Origin of the sequence: Cellulosimicrobium sp. CUA-896 (assembly GCF_001942335.1) — a bacterium.
GTDB lineage: Bacteria > Actinomycetota > Actinomycetes > Actinomycetales > Cellulomonadaceae > Cellulosimicrobium.
On record NZ_MKKH01000022.1, the window covers coordinates 21,506 to 46,399 of the forward strand.

Annotated in this window: 16 protein-coding genes and 6 pseudogenes; 5 read left to right on the forward strand and 17 right to left on the reverse strand. The window is 75.4% G+C overall.

Annotated elements, in window-relative coordinates; translation table 11 throughout:
- Positions 1-31 precede the first annotated feature (31 nt).
- Complete coding sequence (locus tag BJF88_RS08390) at positions 32-847, forward strand: glycerophosphodiester phosphodiesterase family protein (protein WP_083648991.1); 816 nt, start codon at positions 32-34, stop codon at positions 845-847.
- 16 nt (positions 848-863) lie between these two features.
- Here BJF88_RS08390 and BJF88_RS18275 read toward each other — a convergent pair whose 3' ends face one another.
- The 4 genes and pseudogenes from BJF88_RS18275 to aroC form a co-directional block, all read right to left on the reverse strand.
- Positions 864-1,592 carry a hypothetical protein gene (locus BJF88_RS18275; protein ID WP_075828482.1) on the reverse strand — a complete coding sequence of 243 codons (729 nt, stop codon included), beginning with the start codon at positions 1,590-1,592 and terminating at the stop codon, positions 864-866.
- A 664-nt stretch (positions 1,593-2,256) separates the two neighbouring features.
- Positions 2,257-3,375, reverse strand: a complete 1,119-nt coding sequence (gene aroB, locus BJF88_RS08405) for a 3-dehydroquinate synthase (RefSeq protein ID WP_075828484.1) — start codon at positions 3,373-3,375, stop codon at positions 2,257-2,259.
- Positions 3,376-3,433: 58 nt separating this feature from the next.
- A pseudogene (locus BJF88_RS08410) lies at positions 3,434-4,053 on the reverse strand (shikimate kinase).
- Positions 4,053-5,269 (reverse strand): annotated as a pseudogene (gene aroC / locus BJF88_RS08415) (chorismate synthase). The pseudogenes BJF88_RS08410 and aroC overlap by 1 nt, the downstream one beginning before the upstream one ends.
- Before the next feature lie 119 nt (positions 5,270-5,388).
- Between aroC and BJF88_RS08420 the strand changes: the two are divergent.
- Entirely contained in the window at positions 5,389-6,003 is a 615-nt protein-coding gene (locus tag BJF88_RS08420; RefSeq protein WP_158068910.1) for an A24 family peptidase, read from the forward strand.
- Positions 6,004-6,034: 31 nt separating this feature from the next.
- Here BJF88_RS08420 and BJF88_RS08425 read toward each other — a convergent pair whose 3' ends face one another.
- The 8 genes and pseudogenes from BJF88_RS08425 to BJF88_RS08460 all read right to left on the reverse strand — a co-directional run bounded on the left by BJF88_RS08425 (position 6,035) and on the right by BJF88_RS08460 (position 14,868).
- Positions 6,035-7,084 carry a shikimate dehydrogenase gene (locus BJF88_RS08425; protein ID WP_075828485.1) on the reverse strand — a complete coding sequence of 350 codons (1,050 nt, stop codon included), beginning with the start codon at positions 7,082-7,084 and terminating at the stop codon, positions 6,035-6,037.
- On the reverse strand, positions 7,081-8,235 hold the full coding sequence (gene mltG / locus BJF88_RS08430; protein ID WP_075828486.1) for an endolytic transglycosylase MltG: 1,155 nt from the start codon (positions 8,233-8,235) through the stop codon (positions 7,081-7,083). Before mltG ends, BJF88_RS08425 begins: the two co-directional genes overlap by 4 nt.
- Positions 8,232-8,828, reverse strand: a complete 597-nt coding sequence (gene ruvX, locus BJF88_RS08435; RefSeq protein ID WP_083649000.1) for a Holliday junction resolvase RuvX — start codon at positions 8,826-8,828, stop codon at positions 8,232-8,234. Before ruvX ends, mltG begins: the two co-directional genes overlap by 4 nt.
- Positions 8,779-11,467, reverse strand: a pseudogene (gene alaS, locus BJF88_RS08440) (alanine--tRNA ligase). Before alaS ends, ruvX begins: the two are co-directional and overlap by 50 nt.
- Before the next feature lie 125 nt (positions 11,468-11,592).
- Complete coding sequence (locus tag BJF88_RS08445; RefSeq protein WP_075828487.1) at positions 11,593-11,940, reverse strand: hypothetical protein; 348 nt, start codon at positions 11,938-11,940, stop codon at positions 11,593-11,595.
- On the reverse strand, positions 11,940-12,317 hold the full coding sequence (locus BJF88_RS08450) for a DUF948 domain-containing protein (protein WP_075828488.1): 378 nt from the start codon (positions 12,315-12,317) through the stop codon (positions 11,940-11,942). The genes BJF88_RS08445 and BJF88_RS08450 overlap by 1 nt, the downstream gene beginning before the upstream one ends.
- A 238-nt stretch (positions 12,318-12,555) precedes the next feature.
- On the reverse strand, positions 12,556-13,182 hold the full coding sequence (gene rpsD, locus BJF88_RS08455; protein ID WP_075828489.1) for a 30S ribosomal protein S4: 627 nt from the start codon (positions 13,180-13,182) through the stop codon (positions 12,556-12,558).
- 184 nt (positions 13,183-13,366) lie between these two features.
- Positions 13,367-14,868 (reverse strand): annotated as a pseudogene (locus BJF88_RS08460) (replication-associated recombination protein A).
- Positions 14,869-15,273: 405 nt separating this feature from the next.
- On the opposite strand from BJF88_RS08460, the pseudogene BJF88_RS08465 reads away from it, so the two are divergent.
- The 3 genes and pseudogenes from BJF88_RS08465 to BJF88_RS08470 form a co-directional block, all read left to right on the forward strand.
- Positions 15,274-16,896: pseudogene (locus tag BJF88_RS08465) on the forward strand (MMPL family transporter); the annotation flags it as partial.
- A gap of 220 nt (positions 16,897-17,116) precedes the next feature.
- Positions 17,117-17,251 (forward strand): hypothetical protein, encoded by a 135-nt coding sequence (locus BJF88_RS23330; RefSeq protein WP_369824543.1) that lies wholly within the window; start codon positions 17,117-17,119, stop codon positions 17,249-17,251.
- Between the two features lie 59 nt (positions 17,252-17,310).
- Positions 17,311-18,114 (forward strand): response regulator transcription factor, encoded by an 804-nt coding sequence (locus BJF88_RS08470; protein WP_075828490.1) that lies wholly within the window; start codon positions 17,311-17,313, stop codon positions 18,112-18,114.
- On the opposite strand, the gene BJF88_RS08475 is transcribed toward BJF88_RS08470, so the two are convergent.
- The 5 genes and pseudogenes from BJF88_RS08475 to aspS form a co-directional block, all read right to left on the reverse strand.
- Positions 18,068-18,529: a hypothetical protein gene (locus tag BJF88_RS08475; protein ID WP_075828491.1), complete on the reverse strand. Its 462-nt coding sequence runs from the start codon at positions 18,527-18,529 to the stop codon at positions 18,068-18,070. The genes BJF88_RS08470 and BJF88_RS08475 overlap by 47 nt on opposite strands.
- Positions 18,526-19,998 (reverse strand): glycosyltransferase family 2 protein, encoded by a 1,473-nt coding sequence (locus tag BJF88_RS08480; protein ID WP_075828492.1) that lies wholly within the window; start codon positions 19,996-19,998, stop codon positions 18,526-18,528. Before BJF88_RS08480 ends, BJF88_RS08475 begins: the two co-directional genes overlap by 4 nt.
- A 101-nt stretch (positions 19,999-20,099) precedes the next feature.
- A complete protein-coding gene (locus tag BJF88_RS08485) occupies positions 20,100-20,747 on the reverse strand; it encodes a hypothetical protein (RefSeq protein ID WP_158068911.1) in 648 nt (215 codons plus the stop codon).
- A 463-nt stretch (positions 20,748-21,210) separates the two neighbouring features.
- Positions 21,211-22,839, reverse strand: coding sequence for a cell wall metabolism sensor histidine kinase WalK (locus BJF88_RS08495; RefSeq protein ID WP_075828495.1), 1,629 nt, complete (start codon positions 22,837-22,839; stop codon positions 21,211-21,213).
- Positions 22,840-22,994: 155 nt separating this feature from the next.
- A pseudogene (gene aspS, locus BJF88_RS08500) lies at positions 22,995-24,804 on the reverse strand (aspartate--tRNA ligase).
- Positions 24,805-24,894: the final 90 nt, after the last annotated feature.

Here is a 24,894-nt window from a genome sequence, read left to right on the forward strand (position 1 = left end):
CAGGAGCGCGGGCAGGGCGCACCCTGGAGGTGTGACGACCGCGACGCACGCGCACGCCGGGCCGCATCACCCGTACCTCGACCCGCCGGGCGGGTTCGTGGCGCTGGCGCACCGGGGGTTCTCGGTGGATGGGCTGGAGAACTCCCTGGCGGCGTTCGGCGCCGCGGTGGACCTCGGCTTCCGGTACGTGGAGACGGACGCGCACGCGACGGCGGACGGCGTCGCGGTCGCGCTGCACGACGCGACGCTCGACCGCACGACCGACGGGTCGGGCGCGATCTCCGCGCTGCCCTGGCGGCGCGTGCGCGGCGCCCGCATCGGTGGCGTCGAGCCCGTCCCGCAGCTCGAGGACGTGCTGGGCACGTGGCCCGGCCTGCGGGTGAACGTCGACGTGAAGGCGGCCGCCGCGGTCGGACCTGTGGCGGCGGCGATCGAGCGCACGCGAGCGCACGACCGCGTGTGCGTGACGTCGTTCTCGGCCCGGCGTCGGCGCGCGACCCTGGCGCGGCTCTCGCGGCGCGTGGCGACGTCGGCCGGCCGGCCGGAGGTCGTGGCCGCGGTGCTGGGCGCGCGGTCGGGCAGAGGCGGGGTGCGCGCCGTCCGCGGGGCGCTGCGCGGCGTGGACTGCGTCCAGGTGCCCGAGCAGCAGGGGGTCGTGCGGGTGGTCGACGCGCGGTTCGTCGACGCGGTGCACGCGGCGGGGCGCCAGGTGCACGTGTGGACCGTGAACGAGCAGGCCGACATGGAACGGCTCCTGGACCTGGGCGTCGACGGGCTGGTCACCGACCGCGCCGACGTGCTGCGCGCGGTCCTCGTGCGACGAGGGCTGTGGCGCGGCGCCGTGTGATCGCCGCCGGGGCCGCTCAGGAGACCGGCGCGCGGCCCTGCAGCTCCGCGAGCACCGCGGGGTCCTGCCGCTCGAGCCACGCGACGACGTCGGAGTACGTGGCGCACACCGTCCCCTCGTCGTCGCACACCTCGAGCATGAAGTCGCGCGCCGCGGGGTTGAACGCGTTCCCGCTCCACCGGTTGAAGTGGTTGGCCACGACGACCGGCGCGCGGTTGCCGTCGCGCGCGACGGCGTACATGTGGCGGTACGTGTCGAGCGTGCCGGCGCGCAGCGCGTCGGCGGCCCCGGGATCGTCGGTGCCGCCGTTGGCCTTGACCCAGAAGTTGTAGTCCATCGCCAGCACGGTGCCGAACGCCGGGGACTGCACGGTCGGGACCGGGAACTGCCACACCCCGTCCTCGACGCGGGGCCACGCCATGCCGGCCGCGACCTTCGACGAGTCGTAGGTGAGCCCGTGGGTGGCCCACGCCTGGGCGATCTCGGGCCACACGCCCTCGAGGCACGGCGTGCGTCCACCCTGGACGTCCTCGCGCTGCACCACGAGCTCGGGGGCGTCCTCGATCCGGTTGATGGCGTCCCACTCGGCGAGGAACGTGAAGAACTGGTCGAGCTCGGCGTCCCAGCCGGCCGCCGTCCACTGGTTGCCTCCGGGCGGGTTGTCCGAGCAGAAGTGCCCGTTGTAGTGGGTGCCGATCTCGTGCCCCCGCGCGTACGCCTCGTTGAGGTCGTGGACCAGCTGCACGACCGTCTCCGGGACCCGCCGAACCCGACCGACGCCCGGCCCGGCGCGTGGCCCGGCCCGGTGTACGCGTCCCGGTGCTCGTCGGTGAGCAGGTAGGTGCCGGTGAGGAAGCCGGTGAACCGCGCGTCGACCTGGTCGGCCGCGCTCATGAACTCGTGCCAGCGGTCGTGCCAGCCGGCGCCGTCGAACGAGAAGAGGACGAACTGCGGCGGCTGCTCGCCCGGCGCGAGACGCGTCAGGGGCACGTTGGTCTCCGCACGCGGTGGTGCCGTGGGCGCGGGTGCGGGAGGCGGCGGGGGCGCGGACGTCGGCGCCGGTGCGTCCCCGGTCAGCGCGGCGGTGACGGCTCCCGCGCCGGGCGACATCCCGGGGGCGCGCGCCGGCGTGGGCGTGCACGCCCCCACCGCCAGCGCGACGCCGGCGGTCACGAGGACGGCCCCGACGCGGCGCCGTCCGGGCCGCGCACGTCCCCGTGCCTGCCGCGGCACGCGCGGCCGCGTCCCGTCCTGCCCGGACCTGCTCGTGCTCGTCGCGTCCATCGACGGTTCCTCCGCCCGGCACCCGAGCCGATCTCGTCGGCGTCGGCCACACGCTAGCGAGGCAGGTGCGGGCGGACGGGGCGCGTGGCCCGGCGTGTCGTGATCCGGGCGGGACGCGCCGGGTGCTAGAGGGCGACGGGTCCGGTGCCGGTCGGCGCGTCCGCGCTGATCTCGGCGTACGCGGCGGCGAGCAGCGTCGGGTCGGGGCCCTCGAGCCGGGTGGGCCGCCCCACGCCGTCGAGCACGACGAACCGCAGGAGGTCGCCGCGGGACTTCTTGTCCCGGCGCATCGCCGACAGCAGCCGCTCCCAGCGGTCGCCCCGGTAGGTCAGCGGCAGTCCCAGGGAGCCGAGGATCGCGCGGTGCCGCTCGACGACGTCGTCGTCGAGCTTGCCGGCGAGGCGCGCGAGCTCGGCCGCGAACACCATGCCCACGGACACCGCGGCGCCGTGCCGCCACTGGTAGCGCTCGGTGAGCTCGACCGCGTGGCCCAGCGTGTGGCCGTAGTTGAGGATCTCCCGCAGGCCCGTCTCCGTGAGGTCCTCCCCCACGACGCGCGCCTTGACCGCGACCGACCGCTCGACGAGCTCGGCGACCACGTCCCACGTCCCGGGCGTCGTCGGGCGCACGCCCCACTCCCGCAGCGCGTCGGCGTGCTCCTCCACGAGCTCGAGGATGCGCTCGTCGGCGATGAACCCCGTCTTGACGACCTCGGCCAGACCGGCGACGAAGTCCCACCGCCCGAGCGACTCCAGGGCCGCCAGGTCGCACAGCACGCCCGCCGGCGGGTGGAACGCCCCGACGAGGTTCTTGCCCTCGGCCGTGTTGATCCCCGCCTTGCCGCCGACCGCGGCGTCGACCATCGCGAGCAGCGTGGTCGGCACGTGGACCACTTGGACGCCGCGCAGCCACGTCGCGGCGACGAACCCGCCGAGGTCCGTGGTGGCGCCGCCGCCGACCGTGACGACCGCGTCCGAGCGCGTGAAGTCCGCCTGACCGAGGACCCCCCACAGGAACGCGGCGACCTGCGCGGTCTTCGCCTCCTCCGCGTCCGGCACCTCGGCGACGTAGGCGTCGTAGCCCGAGGCCTTGAGGTCCTCGTGGACCACCTCCGCCGTCGCGGCGAGCGCGGCGGGATGGATCACGAGGACGCGCAGCACGCGGTCGCCGAGCAGGGCGGGGAGCTCGCCGAGCAGGTGCCGCCCCACGACGACGTCGTACGGCCGGTCCCCCGGCACGCGCACGCGCGTGGCGGGCCCTGCGGGGCGGGGGCGCCGGCGGCGGGGTCGACGGGGTCGTGGGTCACGCGGGGTCCTCCGTGGTGGTGTCGGGAGCGGTGCGGGCCGCGTGCGCGGGCGCAGCGGCGTGGGTGCGGTCGCTGGTCCGGTCGTCGAGGTGCGCGGCGATCTCGGCCGCCACCTGCGCGGGCGTGCGGGCGTCGGTGTCGACGCGCAGCGTCGCGAGGCGCTCGTACACGGGGCGCCGCTCCTCCATGAGCGCCGCCCAGCGCGCGCGGGGGTTGCCGAGCAGGAGCGGGCGGGACTGGTTGAACCCGACGCGGGGGGCGGCGTGGGCGAGGCTCACGTCGAGGAACACGACGACGCCGCCCGCCGCGGCGTAGGCCTCCAGCGCGGTCTGGGAGTGCGGGTCGAGGACCGCGCCGCCCCCGAGGGCGAGGACGCCGTCGTGGGTCGCGAGCGCCGTCGTGACGCCTCGCGCTCGAGCTCGCGGAAGTGCGGCTCGCCGTGCTCGACGAAGATGTCGGCGACGGGCATGCCCGCGACGCGCTCGACGTCGGTGTCGGTGTCGCGCTGCGCGAGCCCGAGCGTGTCGGCGAGGTGCCGGGCGACGGTGGACTTGCCGCTGCCGGGCGGTCCGAGCAGGACGACGACCGGCCGCGTGCCGGGGGCCACGGGGGTCATCAGCGCTGCAGCTCCGGGACGGCGTCGAGGTACGCCTCGGCGTTGCGCCGGACCTCCGCGACGGAGTCGCCCCCGAACTTCTCGAGCGCCTGCTCGGCCAGCACGAGCGCGACCATCGCCTCGGCGACGACGGCGGCGGGCGGCACGGCGCACACGTCGGAACGCTGGTGCTGCGCGGTGGCGGTCTCGCCCGTGGCGACGTCGACGGTCGCGAGCGCGCGCGGCACGGTGGAGATCGGCTTCATGGCGGCGCGCACGCGCACGACCTCGCCGTTGCTCATGCCGCCCTCGATCCCGCCGGCGCGGTTGCTGCGCCGGGCGATGCGCCCGTCCTCGCGCCGCTCGATCTCGTCGTGCGCCGCGGAGCCCCGACGCGCGGCGGTGCGGAAGCCGTCGCCGACCTCGACGCCCTTGATCGCCTGGATACCCATGAGCGCGGCCGCGAGCCGCGCGCGAGGCGCCGGTCGCTCTGGGCGTACGTGCCGATCCCCGACGGCACGCCGTAGGCGAGCACCTCGACGACGCCGCCGAGCGTGTCGCCGGCCTTCTGGCAGTCGTCGATCTCGGCGACCATGGCGGCGCTCGTCGCCGCGTCGAAGCAGCGCACCGGGTCGGCGTCGAGCGCGGACACGTCGTCCGGACCGGGTGCGGGTGCGTCCTCGGGCACCTCGACGGGGCCGATGGCCACGACGTGCGAGACGAGGCGCACGCCGAGCGCCTGCTCGAGGAACCGCGCCGCGGCGGTGCCGAGCGCGACGCGGGTCGCCGTCTCGCGCGCGGACGCGCGCTCCAGGACCGGGCGGGCGTCGTCGAAACCGTACTTGCGCATGCCGACGAGGTCGGCGTGGCCGGGGCGCGGGCGCGTCAGGGGGCGGTTGCGCGCGATCTCGCGCTGGTCGCCCGTCCCCGCGTCCTTGAGCAGCGCCTCCGCGGGCACCGGGTCGGACGACATGACGTCCACCCACTTCGGCCACTCGGAGTTCGCGATCTCGAGCGCGAGCGGACCGCCCTGCGTCACGCCGTGGCGGAGCCCGCCGAGGATGCGCAGCTCGTCCTGCTCGAACTTCTGCCGCGAGCCGCGCCCGTAGCCCAGCCGGCGGCGCGCGAGCGCGGCCTGCACGTCGGCCGTCGTGAGCTCGACGCCGGCGGGCAGCCCGTCGAGGATCCCGACCAGCGCCTGACCGTGCGACTCACCCGATGTCAACCAACGCAGCATGGTCGCCATCCTCCCACGGGCCCCGGCACCGTCCGTGGGCCGCCCGCACTGCGGACCCGCGCGCCGAACGCCTGTGGACGACGACCGCGGCACCCGCGCGGTCCGCTACCGTGCCGGGCGTGACCCCGCCCACCGTCGCCCGCGACCCCTGGCGCGTGCGCCTGCGCTCGGAGCTGCGCGTCGGCGGCCGGACGGGCGTCGTGGTGACCGTCCTCGCCGCCGCGGTCGCCGCGTGGTGGGTGGGGGCGTCGTGGCACACGCCCGCCGTCGTGCTCGTCGCCGCCGCGGCAGGTCTGCTCGCCGTGATCGACGCACGGACGCACCGGCTGCCGGACGCGGTCGTGCTCCCCGCCTGGGCCGGGTCGCTCGCCCTGCTCGCCGTGGCCGCGCTCGCCACGGGCGACGTCGGCGCGCTCGCCCGCGCGGCCTGCGGCGGGGTGGTCGCGTTCGCCGCCTACGCCGCGCTGCGCCTCGCCCACCCGCCCGGGCTCGGCTTCGGCGACGTCAAGCTCGCCGGGCTCCTCGGCACCGTCCTCGGGTGGTTCGGCTGGGCCGCGCTCGTCGTCGGGCTCGTCGCGCCGTTCCTCCTGGGCGGTGCGTGGGCCGTCGTGCTGCTCGTCCGGCGCCGCGCGTCGCGCACCACCGCGGTGCCGTTCGGCCCGTTCATGGTGCTCGGCGCGGTCGTCGGCGCCGTGGGGGGCCAGACGGTGGCCGCGGCCTACGCCCTGGCCTGACCGCCGTGCGCCCGGCGGCGCCCGCGCGCCGTCAGGCGCCGACGAGCGCCGTCGCGAGCGCGTCGTCCATCGTCGCGACCGGACCGGGCCGCCCCGTCATGAGGCGCACCTGCTCGACCGCCTGGTGCAGGAGCATGCGCTCGCCGCCGACGGCCTCGCCCCCGCCGCCCGCGGTCCACGCGAGCGACAGCGCGCTCGGGCGCGGGTCGTACGCGACGTCGAGCAGCACCCCCTCGGGCATGGCGGCCGCCCGGGCGAGGGCCGCGGCGACCGGGTCGGCCGCGTGCGCCGGGAGCGTGGAGACGACGACGTCGGCCGCGGCGAGGGTCTCGACGAGGCGCGGCGCGTCGACGTCGAGGACCTCGTAGCGCGGCTCGACGCCCATGCGGTGCGCGGCCCGCTGCAGCTCGCCGGTCCGCCCGAGGGAGCGCACCAGCACCGTCGGCGACGGGCAGCCCAGCTCGGCGAGCGCGGCCAGCGTCGACGCTGCCGTGGCCCCTCCCCCGATCACGACGGCGGAACGCACGTCGGCGCCCGGACGCGACCGGACGTCCGCGCCGGCGGCCACGGGCGACGGGACCGAGGCGGACGACGACGAGCCGGACGACACCGGGCCCGACGACGCCTTCACCCGACCCGCTGAGCCGTCGAAGGACGCCATGTCCGGGGCGAGCCCGGCCTGGCGCGCGGCGCGTGCCCCACGCGCGTCGAGCCCCTCGCGCAGCGCGGTGACGAGGCCGTACACGTCGGTGTTGGCGCCGACGAGCGTCGGGCGGCCCGACCCCACCGGCTGGACGACGAGCGTGTTCACGGCGCCCACGGCCTCCGCGAGCGGCTCCACGTGGTCGAGCAGCGGGATCACGGCGTGCTTGAGCGGCATCGTCAGGCTCAGCCCGGCCCACGACGCGTCGAGCGACGCGACGAACGCCGGGAGCTGGTCCTCGGTGGTGTCGATCACCTCGTACCGCCAGTCGTCCAGGCCGAGAGCGGCGTACGCGGCGCGATGCAGGACGGGCGACAGGGAGTGCGCGACGGGGTGACCGAGGACGGCCGCCCGCCGCGGCGAGGACGCGACGCTCACCCGCCGTTCGCCTCCTGCCAGGCCCGCAGCTCGAGGACGTTCTGCTGGTGCTCGGCGTAGGTCGTGGCGAACTTCGTCTCGCCCGTGTCGAGGTTGACGGCCGTCCAGAAGATCCAGTCGCCGGGCTCCGGGTTCATCACGGCCTGGATCGACTCGCTGCCCGGGTTGGCGATCGGCGAGGGCGGGAGCCCCTGGTTCTCGTACGTGTTGTACGGGTTCGACGCGTCGTCGAGGTCGGCGCGCGTGAGCTCGGTGCCGGGCTTGCCCGCGCCGTAGGCGACGGCGGCGTCGATCTCGAGCGGCATGCCGTCCTCGAGACGGTTCTCGATGGCCTGCGCCATCTTCGGCCGGTCCGGGGCGAACTTCGCCTCGCGCTCGATGAGCGACGCCTTGATGAGGACCGTCTCCCGGTCGGCCGGGGGCACGCCCGCCTCGTCGAGCTTCATGATCATCTGGCTCACCATGCGCCCGATGATGCCGACCGCGGTGGTCTCGTCCGGCTGGAGCACGTACGTCGTCGGGAACAGCCAGCCCTCGTAGTTCCCGTTCGCCTCGGCGGGCAGGCCCGTCGCCGCGGTGTCCTCCATCGCCGTCCGGAACTCCTCGACGGGGATGCCCGTGACCGACGACGCGCGCTCGAGCACCTGCTCGACCGTCCACCCCTCGGGGATCGTGATCTTCGTCTCGACCCGGCTGTCGTTCGCCACGAGGCGCGCGACGGCGCCCTCGGCGCTCATGCCGGTGAGCAGCGTGTGCGTGCCGGGCTGGATGGTGCCGGCGCTCGGGTTCTCCTCGAACGCCGTGACGAACGCGGCCGTGCTCGCCACGACGCCGGCCTCCACCAGCGTGGCGCCCATGTCGCGGCCCGTGGACCCCGGCTCGATCGTCACGTCGACGGGGTCGGTGCCCGGCCCCTCGAAGTCCTTGGCCTCGAGCGGGTTGTCGAACCCGAGCAGGCCGCTGGCGTTCGTCGCGACGAGGTAGCCCGCACCGCCCACCACGAGGAGGGACACGAGCACCACGACGAGCGCACGGCGGCGGCGGCGCTGCCGGCGCTTCTTCGCCGCCCGCCGCGCCCGCTGCTCGGAGCGCGAAGATCGCGAGGGTGGCTCGTCGCCGCGCACGGCGGGACGGTCGAACAGGTCGGTCACGGTCGCTGGTCTCCTGTCGGGTCTACAGGTTCTCCGGCACGGGCCCCCGCACCTCGCTCGGCGTCGAGGGCGGTCTGGAGGATGATCACGGCTGCGGCCTGGTCCACGACGCTGCGGTGCTTGCGCCCCTTGCGCCCCGCGGCGTGCAGGGCCTGGTGGGCGCTGACCGTCGTCATCCGCTCGTCCACGAGGTGCACGGGCACGGGTGCGACGGCGCGGGCCACCGTCCCAGCGTACGCCCGCGCCTCGAGTGCGGCCGCACCCTCGCTGCCCGACAGGTGCCGCGGGAGGCCGACGTACACCACGCCGGCCGCGCGCTCGGCCACCTCGCTCGCGATCCGCGCGACGTCCGCGGGGACGGCCGCGCCGGACGCCGTGACCCGCGCGAGCGTCTCGACCGGCGTCGCGACGAGTCCGTCGGGGTCGCTCGCGGCGAGACCCACGCGCACGCTGCCGACGTCGACGGCGAGACGCGCCCCCCGCGGGAGGGGGCGCGCCCGGCGTCGTCGCCGCGGTCGTCCGGGGGCGCTGCGGGCGGCACCGTCACGCGGCTCCCGCGGCGGCGCCGTCGCGCACGCCCTGGAGCGCCGCAGGCAGCGCGGAGACGTCCGTGCCGCCACCCTGCGCCATGTCGTCCTTGCCGCCGCCACCGCCACCGAGGGTCTGCGCCGCGGCCTTCGCGAGCACGCCCGCGCGGAGCCCTGCGCCGCGCGCCGTCGCGTTCGTCACGACGACGACCTGGGGTCGGCCCTTCGCGACGCCGCCGACCGCGACCACCGCAGCCTCTGCCTCGCCGAGGCGGCCGCGCACGTCGAGCGCGAGCGCGCGCAGGTCGTCGGCGGAGGCGACCTCGCCGGCGTCGTGGGCGACGACGCGGACGTCGCCCACGCGCTCCGCGCCCGCGGCGAGCGAGCCCGCCGTCGCGAGGAGCTGGGACTGGCGCAGCTGGGCGAGCTCCTTCTCGGCGTCGCGCAGGCGCGACACGAGGGACCCGACGCGGTCGGGCAGCTCCTCCGTGCGCACGTTGAGCATCCCCGTGAGCTGACCGACGAGCGCGTGCTCCTTGGCCTGGAAGCCGTACGCGCCCTCGCCGACGAGCGCGTCGACGCGCCGCACGCCCGAGCCGATCGACGACTCGCCGAGCAGCGTCACCAGGCCGAGCTGGCCCGTCTGCTGCACGTGCGTGCCGCCGCACAGCTCGCGCGACCAGTCGCCGCCGATGGACACCACGCGCACCACGTCGCCGTACTTCTCGCCGAAGAGCGCCATCGCGCCCTGGGCACGCGCCTCGGCGATCGGCATGAGCCGGTCGGTGACCTCGAGGTTGTCCTGGAGCCGCGTGTTGACGCGCTCCTCGATCTCCGACAGCGCGCCCGCCGGCACGGCCGAGGACTGGCGGAAGTCGAAGCGGATCCGGCTGGGGGCGTTCTCGGACCCGGCCTGCGTCGCGTCCTTGCCGAGCGACTCCTGGACCGCCTTGTGGATCATGTGGGTCGCGGAGTGCGCACGGCTGATGGCCTTGCGCCGCTCGGTGTCGATCGTCGCCGCGCCCGGGTCGCCGAGCGCAGCCGTGCCCTCGACCAGGCGGCCGCGGTGCACGGACAGCCCCTTGATCGGCCGCTGGACGTCGTCGACCTCGATGGTCGCGCCGCCGTCGAGCACGATCGTGCCGTGGTCGGCGAGCTGACCGCCGGCCTCGGCGTAGAACGGCGTGCGGTCGAGCACGACCTCGACGTCCGCCGGCGCGGTCGCCGCCGGGGCGGGCACGCCGTCGACGAGCAGGCCCGCCACCGTCACGGCCGACGACGCCTCGGTGTAGCCGAGGAACTCGACCGGCGCGGACAGCTCGGACGCGAGCGACTCGTACGCGGCCGTGTCCACGCCGCCCGAGCGCTTGGCGAGCGCGTCGGCGCGGGCACGCTGACGCTGCTCGGCCATGAGCGACCGGAAGGCCTTCTCGTCGACCTGCACGCCCTGCTCGGCGGCCATCTCGAGCGTGAGGTCGATCGGGAAGCCGTAGGTGTCGTGCAGCGCGAACGCCTGGTCGCCGCCGAGCAGCGGCGTGCCCCCGGCACCCGCGGCCGCCTTGGCCCGCGACACGGCCGTGTCCAGGATCGTGGTCCCGGACGTCAGCGTGCGCCGGAAGGCGTCCTCCTCCGCGTACGCGACCGCGGAGATGCGCTCGAAGTCCGTCGCGACCTCCGGGTAGGACGGCGCCATCGCGTCCCGGCTCACCGGGAGCAGCGCGGGCAGCGCGGCGTCCTCGACCCCGAGCAGGCGCATGGCGCGCACCGACCGGCGCAGGAGGCGGCGCAGCACGTACCCGCGGCCCTCGTTCGACGGGCGCACGCCGTCGCTGATGATCATGAGGGCCGAGCGCACGTGGTCGCGACGACGCGCAGGCGCACGTCGTCGCCGTGGTCCGCGCCGTACGTCCTGCCGGACAGCTCCTGGGCGGCGGCGATGACCGGGAACACCTCGTCGATCTCGTAGAGGTTGTCCTTGCCCTGGAGCAGGTACGCCACCCGCTCGAGGCCCATCCCCGTGTCGATGTTCTTGCGCGCGAGCTCGCTCACGACGCGGAACTCCTCCTTGGAGCGCACGTCGTCGATCGCGTACTGCATGAACACGAGGTTCCAGATCTCGAGGTAGCGGTCCTCGTCGACGACCGGGCCGCCCTCGGCGCCGTACTCCGGGCCGCGGTCGATGTAGATCTCCGAGCACGGGCCGGCAGGTCCCGGCTGACCCGTGGACCAGTAGTTGTCCTTCTTCCCGCGCGCCTGGATCCGCTCGTCGGGCAGGCCGGCGATCTGCTTCCACAGCTGCCGCGCCTCGTCGTCCTCGTGGTAGACGGTCACCCAGACCGACTCCGGGTCGAACCCGTAGCCGCCCTGCGCCTGCGACCTCGTGATGAGGTCCCAGCGTAGGTGATCGCCCCCTCCTTGAAGTAGTCGCCGAAGGAGAAGTTGCCGTTCATCTGGAAGAACGTGCCGTGGCGCGTGGTCTTGCCGACCTCGTCGATGTCGAGCGTGCGCACGCACTTCTGGACGCTCGTCGCCCGGTCCCACGGCGCGGTCTGCTGCCCGGTCATGTACGGGATGAACGGGACCATGCCGGCGATGGTGAACAGCGTCGACGGGTCGGGCGAGACGAGCGACGCCGAGGGGACCACGGTGTGATCGCGGTCGGCGAAGTAGTCGAGCCAACGCTTGCGGATCTCGGCGGTGCGCATGGTGTCCTTCGGCTGTGGTCGTCCTGCGGGACCGGTGGTCCTGCAGCGGGTTTCGCTGGTCGTGCCGGTGCTCGACCGGCAGGTGCGGCCCCGGCGGGGCCGGTGCGGCGTCGGGGCCGCGGGGGCTAGAAGGAGTAGCCGAGCAGGTCCTCGACGTCGTCCGTGTCGCCGGTGTCGCCCGCGTCGCGGGCGTGACGGCCCCCGGCCCGCCGGGCACGCACGGCGTCCGGGTCCTCCTGACCCTCCGCGAGCAGCGCCGCCATGAGCTCGCGCTCGCGGGCGTCGCGCGCCGCGGTGAACTCGGCCCGCAGGTCCTTCGCGAGGTGCAGGGTGCGTGCGCCGAGCTCGTCGACCCGTCCCGTCGCCTGGTCCACGAGCGACGCGGGCGCGTACCGGGCGAGGATCCGCCGGCCGCGCACGACGACGACCACGGTGATCGCGACGCCGACGCCGACCCACAGGACGCGGCGCATCAGCGCGCGCTCCCGCCGGACCGTCCGCCGCCGAACGCGCTCGCGACCGCCTGCCGGACCCCGTAGGTGAACGCCGCGACCTTGACCAGGGGCGCGCCGAACGTCGCCGCGTAGAGCCCCGTCAGGGCGGAGACGTTCTCGCTCACCTGCGCGGCCGACGTCGTGATCGTGTCGACCTTGACGAGCTGGCTGTTGGTCGTGGCCACCGTGGTCGCCGCCTCGTCGAGGATCGGCACGGAGTGGTCGGTGACCTCCTTGATGCTCGTGCGCGCCTCGTCGAGCACGCGGCCGAGCTTGAGGAGCGGCACGGCGAGCAGACCGACGAGCAGCACGAACGCGACGGCTGCGATGAGGCCGGCCACATCTCCCAGGGACATTCTTCCTCCATGCCTGATGACGGTCTGGCCCGCGGCGGGCGGGTCGCGACGCCGGTGGCGCCACGGGCGGGGCTGCGCGAAACACTACCCGCCCGGGGCGGCCGCGGGGCGCCCGGCGGGGCCGTCGCCCCCCCGTCCGCGAGGAGGTGGCGGCACGCCCTGCCGCCGCGGCGCCCACCCGGACGCACGAACGCCCCGCTCGCCGGCGAAGCGGTGAGCGAGGCGTCCGGGGCGGGACTCAGCGCGCGTAGTACTCGACGACGAGCTGGACCTCGCAGGTCACGGGGACCTCGGCACGCTTCGGGTGGCGCGTGAGCACCGCGGTGAGCTTCTCGAGCTGGACGTCGAGGTAGCCCGGGACGGCGGGGAGCACGTCGCGGTGCGCGCCCGCGGCCGCGACCTGGAACGGCGTGGTGGCCTGGCTCTTCGGCTTGACCTGGAGCGTCTGGCCCGGCTTCACGCGGAACGACGGGCGGTCGACGATCTTGCCGTCCACGAGGATGTGGCGGTGCGTGACGGCCTGGCGCGCCTGGAGGATCGTACGGGCGAAACCGGCACGCAGGACGAGCGCGTCGAGACGCGTCTCGAGGTTCTCGACCAGCGCCTCACCGGTCAGGCCCGGGGCCTTGCGGGCGGCCTCGTACGCGCTCGCGAGCTGCTTCTCGCGCAGCATGTACTGCGCGCGCAGACGCTGCTTCTCGCGCAGACGCACGGCGTAGTCGGACTCGGTGCGGCGGCGCGCACGGCCGTGCTCGCCGGGCGGGTACGGGCGCTTCTCGAAGTGCTTGACGGCCTTCGGGGTGAGGGCGATGCCGAGGGCGCGGCTCAGGCGGACCTGGCGGCGCGAACGCTTGACTGCAGTCACAGCGGTGTCTTCTTCCTGTCGTTCGGGTGCTGACGTCACACCGTGCCCACCGGCGGACGCCGGGAGGAACCGGGTGCGGGACCAGCCGATGGACCGCCGACGGCTCGTCGAGCGTCGAGGTCGGGGCCGAGGTCCCAGGTGGTCGCCGCGAGGGCAACCGCAGCAGTCTACCGCACGCGGGGGGTCAGCCGTCCTCGGCCGTCGCGGGCCCGTCGGCCCGTCGCCCCGGGGGCGGCGCCTGGCCGAGGATCTCGCGCACGCGCGCGAGCCGGTCGCCGACCTGACGCTCGAACCCCCGGTCGGACGGCGTGTAGTAGCGCGCCCCGACGAGGGTGTCCGGCAGGTACTGCTGCGGCGCGACGGCGTGCGGCGCGTCGTGCGCGTACCGGTAGCCCGTGCCGTGGCCCAGCTGCTTCGCGCCCGGGTAGTGCGCGTCGCGCAGGTGCGCCGGGACCGTCCCCGCGCGGCCCGCGCGCACGTCCGCGAGCGCCGCGTCGACGCCGAGGTAGGCGGCGTTCGACTTGGGGGCGGTCGCGAGGTGCACGACGGCCTCCGCGAGGACGATGCGTCCCTCGGGCATGCCGATGAGCTGGACCGCGTGGGCCGCGGCGACCGCCGTCTGCAGGGCGGACGGGTCGGCCATGCCGACGTCCTCGGCGGCGGCGATGACGATGCGGCGGGCGATGAAGCGCGGGTCCTCCCCCGCGGCGATCATGCGCGCGAGGTAGTGCAGCGCGGCGTCGACGTCGGAGCCGCGCACCGACTTGATGAACGCGGACACCACGTCGTAGTGCTGGTCGCCGTCCCGGTCGTAGCGCACGGCGGCGACGTCGACGGCCCGCTCGACGGCGTCGAGGTCGACGGTGGTCGCGGCGCGGCCGGCCGGGTCGTCGTCCTCCGAGGCGCCCGCTCCGGGGCCGGCCGGCTCGTCCCCCGTGCCGGAGAGCGCGCGCCCGCGGCGGCCTCGAGCACGGTCAGCGCCTTGCGGGCGTCGCCGCCGGCGAGCCGGACCAGGTGGTCCTCGGCCTCGTCGGTGAGCTCGACCAGGCCGCCCAGCCCGCGCTCGTCGGCGACCGCGCGTCGGACGAGGGCGCGCACGTCGCCGTCGTCGAGCGGCTGGAGCGTGAGCAGCAACGAGCGGGACAGCAGCGGGGAGTTGACGGAGAAGCTGGGGTTCTCCGTGGTCGCGGCGACGAGCGTGACCCAGCGGTTCTCGACGCTGGGCAGCAGCGCGTCCTGCTGGGACTTGGAGAACCGGTGGACCTCGTCGATGAACAGGACCGTCTCCTCCCCGCCGGTGGCGAGGCGCCGGCGGGCGTCCTCGACGACGCCGCGCACGTCCTTGACGCCCGCGGTCACGGCGGAGAGCTCGACGAACCGGCGCCCGGACGCCGTCGCGATGAGGTAGGCGAGGGTCGTCTTGCCGGTGCCCGGCGGGCCCCAGAGGATGACGGACCCCGGTGCGGCGCGGGTCGCGCCGCCGGGTGCGGCGGCCTCGATGAGGCGCCGCAGCGGCGAGCCGGCGACGAGCAGGTGCGCCTGGCCGGCGACCTCGTCGAGGGTCGCGGGGCGCATCCGGACGGCGAGCGGCGCGCCGGGGCCGGGACGCGGCGTGCCGTGGCTGCCGGACGCGGCCGCCCCGAAGAGGTCACCGCCGAACAGGTCGGCCGTGGACGCGGAGGACATGTGAGGAGCCTACGCACCGCCGCCCACGCGCCGCGCCGCGCCCGGACCGGCCCGTGCGGGGAGGTCGGGTGAAGGTCGCCGGCGCCGCGCGGAGCGATCTGACAGGGCGCGACGGCGGGTGGGATGCTGACGCTCGTGTTCTCCAGCCTCGGCCGTCGCGTCGCCCGTCACCCACGCCTCACGGTCCTCGTCTGGGTCGTCGTCACCGCGCTGGGACTGGCGCTCGCGCTCCTCGGTCCCGCGGGCGAGGGCCTGTTCGACCGCGTCACGACGGGGGCGCCCGCGGTCCCCGGGTCGGACAGCGAGCGCGCGGACGAGATCCTCGCGGAGAACGAGGAGGGCGGCCCGGAGATCACGCTGCTCGTGGACGGCGTGCAGCCCGCGGAGGAGGCGGTCGTCGAGGCGATGTCCGAGATCGACGCGGAGCTCGTCGGGATCGAGGGCGTCGAGTCGGTCATCAACCCCTACGTGCTGCCCGGCGGCGTCGAGGACGAGGCGGCGCAGCCGCTGCTCGCCGAGGGCGGTGACGGGTTCCTCACGGTCGTCACGCTCCGCACGGACCTCGACGCGCAGCGCACGGACGCCGTCGCGGGACGGGTCGTCGAGCGGCTCGAGGCGGTCCCGGGCGAGCTGGCGCAGGCCGCGCCGGCGGCGGCGGGCGACGCGTCGGGGCTGGTCGCCTCGAACGCGCTGATCGTCGAGGCGATCACCGACCAGGTCGAGGAGGACCTCACCACGGGGGAGGCGGTCGCGCTGCCGGTCGCCCTGCTCGTCATGGTCCTGGTCTTCGGCGGCTTCCTCGCCGCCGCGATGCCGCTCGCGGGGGCGGTCGCGTCCATCGGCGCGGGCCTGGGCGCGCTGCTCGGGCTGACGTACCTGCTCGACGTGGACGCCTCGGTGGTCAACGTCGTCACCGTCCTGGGGCTGGGCCTGTCCATCGACTACGGCCTGCTGGTGGTGTCGCGGTACCGCGAGGAGCTGCACCGCCTCGTCGCGGTGGGTGAGGACCCGGCGCTGCGGCGCCGCCGCGTGGACGGCGTGGTCCACGCCGCGCTCGAGCGCACCATGGCGACGGCCGGCCGGACCGTCGCGTTCTCCGCGCTCACGGTCGCGATCTCCATCGCGGGGCTCATGGTGTTCCGTCCCGACATCCTGCGCTCGATCGGGGCGGGTGCGCTCGCCGTCGTGCTCGTCGCGGTCGCGACGGCGCTGACCCTCGTGCCCGCGCTGCTCGCCTTCTCGGGCCGGCGCCTGGTGCGGCCGGGGCTGCTCGGTCGCGTGCCCGGCCTGCCGGCCGTGCTCGCGCGCACGGCCGACGTGCAGTCGGACGAGGGCGTGTTCTCCCGCCTGGCCGCACGGGTGCAGCGCCACCCGGCGTGGGTCCTCGTCGCCACGGTGGTGGTGCTCGTCGTGCTGGCGCTGCCGGTGCTCGGCGTGCACCTGCGCAACTCGGGCATCGAGCTCCTGCCGCAGTCCGCGCCGCAGCGCGAGTTCGTCGACGAGCTCGCGGCCGAGTACCCGGCCAGCGAGAGCGCGCAGGTCGTCGCGGTGGCCGACGCCGCCCCCGACGCGGTGCAGGCGTGGGTGGACGAGGAGGTCGCGGGGCTCGACGGCGTCGAGAGCGTCGACCCCGTCGCGCCGCTCGACGGGTACGCGGTCGTCGGGATCCACCTGGAGACCGACGACGCGGGCGGTCCCGAGGCGGCCTCCGCGGTGCGGGACGTGCGCGCGCTCGACCCCGGCTTCGACGTCTGGGTCACGGGGCAGGCGGCCGGGCAGGTGGACTTCGTCGACGCGCTCGGCGAGCGCGTGTGGTGGGCCGTGGGGATCGTCGTCGTGGCGACGCTCGTCCTGCTGTTCCTCATGACCGGCTCGGTGGTGATCCCCGTCAAGGCGCTCCTGACGAACGCGCTGTCGCTCGCCGCGTCCCTCGGCGTGCTCGTGTGGGCGTTCCAGGACGGGCACCTCGAGGGGCTGCTCGGCTTCACCGCGGTGGGCGGCATCGAGACGTACGTCGTGGCGCTCGTGGTGGCGTTCGCGTTCGGCCTCGCGATGGACTACGAGGTGTTCCTGCTCGCGCGCGCAAGGAGCTGCACGACGCCGGCGTGCCCGACGACGAGGCGGTCCGCCTCGGGCTGCAGCGGTCGGGGCGGATCATCACCTCGGCGGCGGCCATCATCGTCGTGGTGTTCGCCGCTTCGTGCTCGGCGACCTGCTCGTCATCAAGGAGGTCGGGTTCGCCCTCGCCGTGGCGGTCCTCGTCGACGCGACGATCGTCCGGCTCCTGCTCGTCCCCGCGACGATGACCCTGCTCGGTCGCTGGAACTGGTGGGCGCCGGCCCCGCTGCGCCGGCTGCACGCGCGGGCGTCGATCGTCCACTGACCGCGCGACGACGGCGCGGGGTGCTGCGCCGCGCGCGCCCGGCACGTAGGTTGGTCGCCATGTCCGCAGGTCACGACACCGTCGAGCGCACCGCCGTCGTCGTCGAGGACGACCCGGACATCCGCGAGCTGCTCGTGACGGTGCTCGGCCAGGCGGGGTTCACCACGCACACCGCCGCGACGGGGCGCGACGGCGTCGAGCTGGTGCACCGCACGGACCCGCTCGTGACGACGCTGGACGTCAGCCTCCCCGACATCGACGGGTTCGAGGTGTGCCGGCGCATCCGCGCCGTGTCCGACACGTACGTCGTCATGCTCACCGCGCGCTCGGAGGAGATCGACGCGCTCATGGGCCTGGACGCCGGCGCGGACGACTACCAGACGAAGCCGTTCCGTCCGCGCGAGCTGCGGGCGCGCATCGAGGCGCTCCTGCGCCGCCCGCGCGTCCCGGTCGCCGGTGACGCCTCGTCGCGCCCCGCGACGGCCGCCGCGCCGCCGGGCCCCGCGCCCGACCCCGTGCGTCCGGCGCCCGCGTCGTCCGCGCAGGTCGCGGACGGGCTCGAGGTGGACGCGGACGCGCGCCGCGTGCGTGTCGACGGCGTCGAGGTGCACCTCACGCGCAGCGAGTTCGACCTGCTCGCCGCCCTCGGCGACACCCCCGGGCGCGTGCTGTCCAAGGACCGGCTGGTGCGGGTCCTGTGGGGCGACGCGTACGACACCGGGACGCTCGTGACCGACGCCGACCGGCGCAGCGTGGAGGTCCATCTCGCGAACCTGCGCCGCAAGCTCGGCGACTCCCCCACCCGGCCACGGTGGATCAGCACCGTGCGCGGGGTGGGCTACCGCCTCGACGGGCACGGCTGACCCGCGCCGCGGACCCGGGCGTCACGGACGCCGGCGCCTCGCCGTCGCACCACGCCGGGAGCACGGCCGCCGTCCGGGTCACCGCCACGACCGCGGCCGTGGTCAGGTCGGCCAGGCGGCGGTCCGGCGAGCGCGGGTCGCCCTCCCCGCCCGACCCGCGCACCACCGCGAGCTCGCGCCCGGCGAGCGCGGCGAGCTCGTGCGCGCCGACCATCGTGGACGTGCACCGCAGCGAGAGCAGCACGGCCTCGGCGTCGCCCACGTCGCCGGCGGTGAGCGCCGCGCGCAGCCGCAGCAGGCGCGGCCCGAGCGCCCCCGTCCACGCGGCGACGAACCGGCCCACCGCCTCCCGGTCACCGCCGAGGTCGGCGGCGAGCGCGTCCCACGCCCGCCGGAGTGCGGGCTCGCGGGTCACGCCCGGAAGCCGTGCTGGCGGCGCACGACGCGACGCAGCATGAACAGCGTCTGCACGACCGTGACGACCCCGAGCACCGGCCAGCCGACGGCGAGGACCGCGGAGCGCGCCTCGACGGGCAGGAGGGTCCAGGCCCACCCGGTGGCCGCGAGCGTCGACACGCCGACGACGACGGGGCTCAGGTACGCCCACCCGGCGCCGCGCTCGGCCTTCGCCTGCGCGGCCCAGTTATCCGTGCGGGACCGTGAGAGGAACTTGGCCCAGGCGCGCACGAAGTGCCCGATGCGGATCCACATGTACACCTCGGCGGGCACGAGCGTCGCCGCGAACAGCACGTCGCGCCAGTTGCGGTCGCGCATCGACAGCGCGGTGCGCACGTTGAGGGCGACGGCGACCGCCGGGGGGACGAGCCAGACGGGCGAGAACTCGAACGCCCCGATGCTCGCCGCGCCGGCGACGAGCAGGCCGAACACGACGCGCGTGAGCGCGTTGACCACCATCGAGGCGTTCTCCATCCAGCGCAGGCGCAGGTTCGGGTGGAAGGGCTGCCCCTGGGTGTCGCCGCGCTGGCCCGGCCACATGAGGTCGATGGCGCCGTAGTTCCACTTGACCTGCTGACCGTCCAGGGCGCGCAGCGTCGTCATGCCGCCGACCGTCGCGCGCGCGGTCGCGGAGATCTTCGTCGAGTAGCCGAGGGACTTGATCTGCAGGCTCAGCAGGGAGTCCTCGACCTCCGAGTCGGACACCCACGGGCTGGCCTGGTGGTGGGCCGTCATGACGGCCTCGAGCGCGCTCGTGCGGAACAGCGACGCCTGCCCGCCGAGCACCGCCATGTTGCGGCCGCGCAGCAGGTTCTGCAGGTTGAACGCGGCGAACTGGGCACGCTGCCCGGTGAGCAGGAAGCGCGGGAGCCCGCGGGGCGCGTCGGTGTTGTCGACGGTGTAGATCGCGGAGATCCCGCCGATGCGCGGGTCGGACGACATCTCCGCCTCCAGGCGCTCGACGGCGTCCTTCGCCAGGACGGTGTCGCCGTCGACGCCGAGCAGGTAGTCCGCGCCGCGCACGAGCCGGAACCCGTAGTTCAGGGCGCCGACCTTCTTGTCCGCGAGCCGGCCCAGGTCGTGCACGTAGACCCGGGTGACCTGCTCGACGCCCTTGCGCACGACGGTGTGCTCGCCCGCCAGCTTCGACGCCCTCGCGAACGTCCGGTCGGTCGTGTTGTTGACGACGACGTGCACGACGTCCGGCAGGCGCGTCTGGCGCAGCAGCCCCTTGAGGACCGCCTTGATGGTCGACTCCTCGTTGTAGGCGGGGACCACCGCGCCGATCGTCGCGCGCCGCTGCTGCTCCGGCACGACGAGCTCGTCGGGGGTGAACGCGTACCGGCCCGGACCGGGGCCCAGCAGGTCGAGCGCGAGGGCGTCCGTGACGCGGAGGTCGAGCAGCGGGTCCGTCAGCAGCGCGGTCATGGAGGGCACCTCGTCGATAGTTGCGGTTTCAACGAGATGCATCCTGCGCCGCCCGCCTCGGTGCCGGACCGGGTTCGGCGCAGGAACACCTCAGGATCACCTCAGGACGCCACGTCCCGCTCCGCGGCGGCCGTCCGGGCCCGCGCGACGAGGGCGCGCAGCTCGTCGGCCGGGCCCGCCAGCACCCCGTGCCGCACGTCGAGCACCACGGGATCGCCGTCGAGGTCGAGCGGCTGCTCGACCAGCGCGCGCTCGACCTCGCGCAGCCAGCCGCCGGCGTCGGCGTGCGCCGGCAGGACCACGAGGACGTCGTCCCGTTGCGCGCCGTCGTGCCCCGCCAGCGCGCCGCCGGGCAGGGTCTCGAGCACCACCGCGGCGAGGTGCGCGCGGGCCTGTTCGCGCCCCCCGCCGCCGAAGGCGTCCGCGAGCGCGGCCGCGTCCCGCAGGCGCACGACCGCCACCTGCACGGCCGGGCCGAGCCGTCCGCGGCGCACGCGCTCGGCGAGCGAGGCCTCGAGGTAGGGCATGGTCCGGGTCCCGAGGACGGCGTCGTACCGCGAGACGGCCGCCTCCGCGGTCTCCCGGGTGCGCAGCGCCATCATGGCGAACGCGCCGACCACGACGAGCACGACGTTGACGACGGTCGTCGTCGACGTCGGGAAGAAGCGTTCGAACGTCGCGGACCCGGGGCCCCCGGCGGCGAACGCGACCGCGCGTCCGGCGTAGTACGCGCCCGCGACGGCGCACACGACGCGAGGACGCTCGCGTGCACCGCCCCGGGGCGAGCGCGTCCCAGCAGCTCGGCCGCGGCCAGCACGGACCACGTCGCGACCGCGAGCAGGTAGGGCAGCCCCCCGGCCCACGGACCACCGGCCGGGCCCCGGGCGAGCGCGAGGACGGCGACGAGGACGGCGCTCGCGGCGACGACGACGACGAGCGGTCGCCGGCCCTCGCGGGCGCGGGCCCCGGACCAGATGGCGCCGAGGGACAGCACGAACGCGCCGTTCCCGAGGGCGGTGGCCCACCACAGGCGCGGCGACTCCGCGGCGAGGTAGGCGAACGTCGTGAGGACCGCGGCGAGGAACGTCAGGCTCCAGCACCGGTCGACCCGGTCGGTCCGCCCGCGGCGCCACACCCCGAGCACGAACAGCGCCGCCACCACGACGACGAGCACGGACGACAGGACGAGGACGGTCGTCGTGTCGAGCGCGCTCACGGGGCCGCTCCCGCCGGGATGCGCACCTCGACCACGGTCCCCGCGCCGAGCTCGCTCGTGAGCGCGACGGAGCCGCCGTGCGCGTGCACGATCTCCTGCACGAGGTGCAGGCCGAGACCGGTGCCGTGGCGCGGCCCCTGGCGGGCGGACGCCGCGCGGTAGAAGCGGGTGAAGACCCGGTCGACGTCGGTCGCGGCGATGCCGACGCCCTCGTCCCGCACGCGCAGCACGGCGACGCCGGCGCTCGCGTCGACCGAGAGGACGACCTCGACGGTGCCACCGTCGGAGTACTTCACCGCGTTCGACAGCAGGTTGTCCACCACCTGTCGCAGGCGCACGCGGTCACCGCGCACCACGGCGCCGTCCGGCGGCCGGGACCACGCGACGACCAGCGCGTCGGCGCGCGCGAGCGGCGCGATCGCGGCGACGGCCTCGTCGACGACGGTCGCGAGGTCGACGTCCGCGCGCTCCAGCTCGAGGCGCGCACCACGGGTCGCCGCGGCCGTGAGGAGGCCGTCCACGAGGTCGAGGAGCCGGTCGGCGTTGCGGGTCGCGACGTCGAGGTGGTGCGCCACGGTGCGCGACGCCGACGGGTCGTCGGCGGCGAGCTCGAGGTGGCCGACGATCGACGTGAGCGGCGTGCGCAGCTCGTGCGAGGCCGCGGTGACGAAGTCCTCCTTGAGCTCGAGCGCGACGACCTCGTCCGTGAGGTCCTCGAGCGTGACGAGGACGAGCCCTTCACCGGCGCCGCTCGCCGCGCCCTCGAGCCGTATCGCCGAGACGCGCAGCGCGTACCGGCCGCCCGGCAGGTGCCACCACCCGACCTCGCCGCGGACCTCCTCGCCGGCCAGGGCTCGCGCGACCGCCCCGCGCTCGTGCGGGACGCCGTCGAGCGACGCGCTGCGGACCTGCGGGAGCTCGGCCCGGGTGGTCCCGGCCCGCAGGGCCCCGTCCGTGGCCTCCTGCGCGAGCCGGTTCGCGAGGACGACCGTGCCCCGGTCGTCGAGCAGGACGATGCCCACGCCCGTGGTGCTCACCACGGCGTCCAGGAGCCGGCGCTCGGCCGCGAGCTCCTGCGCGGCGCGGCGCAGCTGGGCCCCCTGCCGGCGCAGGAGCAGGTTGCGGGCGTCGGACCTGCGCTGGATCGCGCCGACCGACAGGGCGACGGCACCGAGGACGACGGGGACGAGCCCGACGCGGGCCGCCTGGCTCGAGGTGACGACGTCGCCGGCGACCGCGGTGGGGAGCCACGTCACGGCGAACGCGCCGACGACGCCGGTCACGACACCGGGCGTGCCGTGGCGCTGCGCGAGCCACAGGACCGGGAAGACCCCGAGCAGCGACAACGGCGTGTCGGCCGCGACGAAGAGCGCGACCGCGAGGAGGTCGACGACGGCGACGACGATCTCCGCACGCGCCGGCAGCCGCGGCCACGGCACCACGAGCGTGAGCGCGACGGCCACGACGAGCGTCGCGACGCCGGCGACGTACGGGGAGGACAGCACCGAGGACCGGTCGAGGACGGTCAGGCCGAGCGTCGCGAGCATCGCCGTGGCCACGAAGGGGAGGTTGACGAGGAAGATCCCGGCGTGCACGCTCGCGCCGTCGGTCGTGCTCGCCCCCATGGTCCCGAGGGTAAGGTCTCGCGCCGCCGCTCGCCGTCAGCGACGCGGCTCGAGGTGGCGGGTCCGGTGGCGGGCCCGTGCCGCGGGGACGTCCGGGACGCGCGAGGGCGCGCCGACCGGTGCGGTCGGCGCGCCCTCGCGCGCGGTGCCGGCGGTCAGCCCGCTGCGGCAGCCGGGAGGTTGCCCGGCTCGCCGGGGGGCGCGGGCTTCGCGTCCACGCCGGCCTCCTTGCGCTGCTCCGGCGTGATCGGCGCGGGCGCTGCGTGAGCGGGTCGTAGCCGCCACCGGACTTGGGGAACGCGATGACGTCGCGGATGGAGTCCGACTGCGTGAGCAGCGCGACGATGCGGTCCCAGCCGAACGCGATGCCGCCGTGCGGCGGGGCGCCGAACTTGAACGCGTCGAGCAGGAAGCCGAACTTCTCCTGGGCCTCCGCGGGGCCGATGCCCATGACCTCGAACACGCGCTCCTGCACGTCGCGGCGGTGGATACGGATGGACCCGCCGCCGATCTCGTTGCCGTTGCACACGATGTCGTAGGCGTACGCGAGCGCGCTGCCGGGGTCGGACTCGAACGTGTCGACCCAGTCCGGCGTCGGCGAGGTGAACGCGTGGTGCACCGCCGTCCACGCGGAGCTGCCGAGCGCGACGTCGCCCTCGCTCGCGGCCTCGCCCGTCGGCTTGAACAGCGGGGCGTCGACGACCCAGACGAAGGCCCACGCGTCCTCGTCGACCTGGCCGGTGCGGTGGGCGATCTCCTGGCGTGCCGCGCCGAGCAGCGCGCGCGACTCGGAGGTCTTCCCCGCGGCGAAGAACACCGCGTCGCCGGGCTGGGCGCCGGTGGCCTCGCGGAGCCCGTCGCGCTCGGCGTCGGACAGGTTCTTGGCGACCGGGCCGCCGAGCGTGCCGTCCTCCCCGAACGTCACGTACGCGAGACCGCGGGCGCCGCGCTGCTTGGCCCACTCCTGCCACGCGTCGAACTGGCGGCGCGGCTGCGAGGCTCCGCCGGCCATGACGACGGCGCCGACGTACTCAGCCTGGAACACGCGGAACGGGGTGTCCGCGAAGTAGTCCGTGAGCTCGACGAGCGGGTTGCCGAAGCGCAGGTCGGGCTTGTCGGTGCCGTACAGGCGCATCGCGTCGTGGAACGTCATGCGCGGGATCGGCGTCGGGACCGTGTAGCCGATCAGCTCCCAGAGCGCCACGAGGATCTTCTCGGCGAGCGCGATGACGTCGTCCTGCTCGACGAAGCTCATCTCGACGTCGAGCTGGGTGAACTCGGGCTGGCGGTCGGCGCGGAAGTCCTCGTCGCGGTAGCAGCGTGCGATCTGGTAGTAGCGCTCCATGCCGGCGACCATGAGCAGCTGCTTGAACAGCTGCGGCGACTGCGGCAGCGCGTACCAGGAGCCCGGGGACAGGCGCGCGGGGACGAGGAAGTCGCGCGCGCCTCGGGTGTGGAGCGCGTGAGCGTCGGCGTCTCGACCTCGACGAAGTCCTCCGCGTCGAGCACGCGGCGCGCCGCCTGGTTGACCTTGGCGCGCAGGCGCATCGCAGCAGACGGCGCAGGCCTGCGTAGGTCGAGGTAGCGGTGCCTGAGCCGTGCCTCCTCGCCGATCGTCTCGGTGTCCGCGAGCGCCGTGGAGACCTGGAACGGCAGCGCGTCGGACGTGTTGAGCACGACGACGTCGCTCGCCAGGACCTCGATCTCGCCCGTGGGCAGGTTCGGGTTCTCGTTGCCCTCGGGGCGGCGGGAGACCTCGCCGGTGACCTGGAGCACGAACTCGCTGCGCAGCGGGTGCGCGACGGCCTCGTCGCGGATGACGACCTGGGCGATGCCGGACGCGTCGCGCAGGTCGATGAAGGCCACTCCCCCGTGATCGCGGCGACGGTCGACCCAGCCCGTGAGGGTGACGGTCTGACCGGTGTGCTCGGCCCGCAGTGAGCCGGCCGTGTGGGTGCGGAGCACGGAGTTCGTCCTTCCATGTCGTGGCGAGGGTCTGTGGTGCGACGGTCCGGGTGCGAGGGGTCGCGTGGGGTGGGGCGCGTCGAGCGCCCG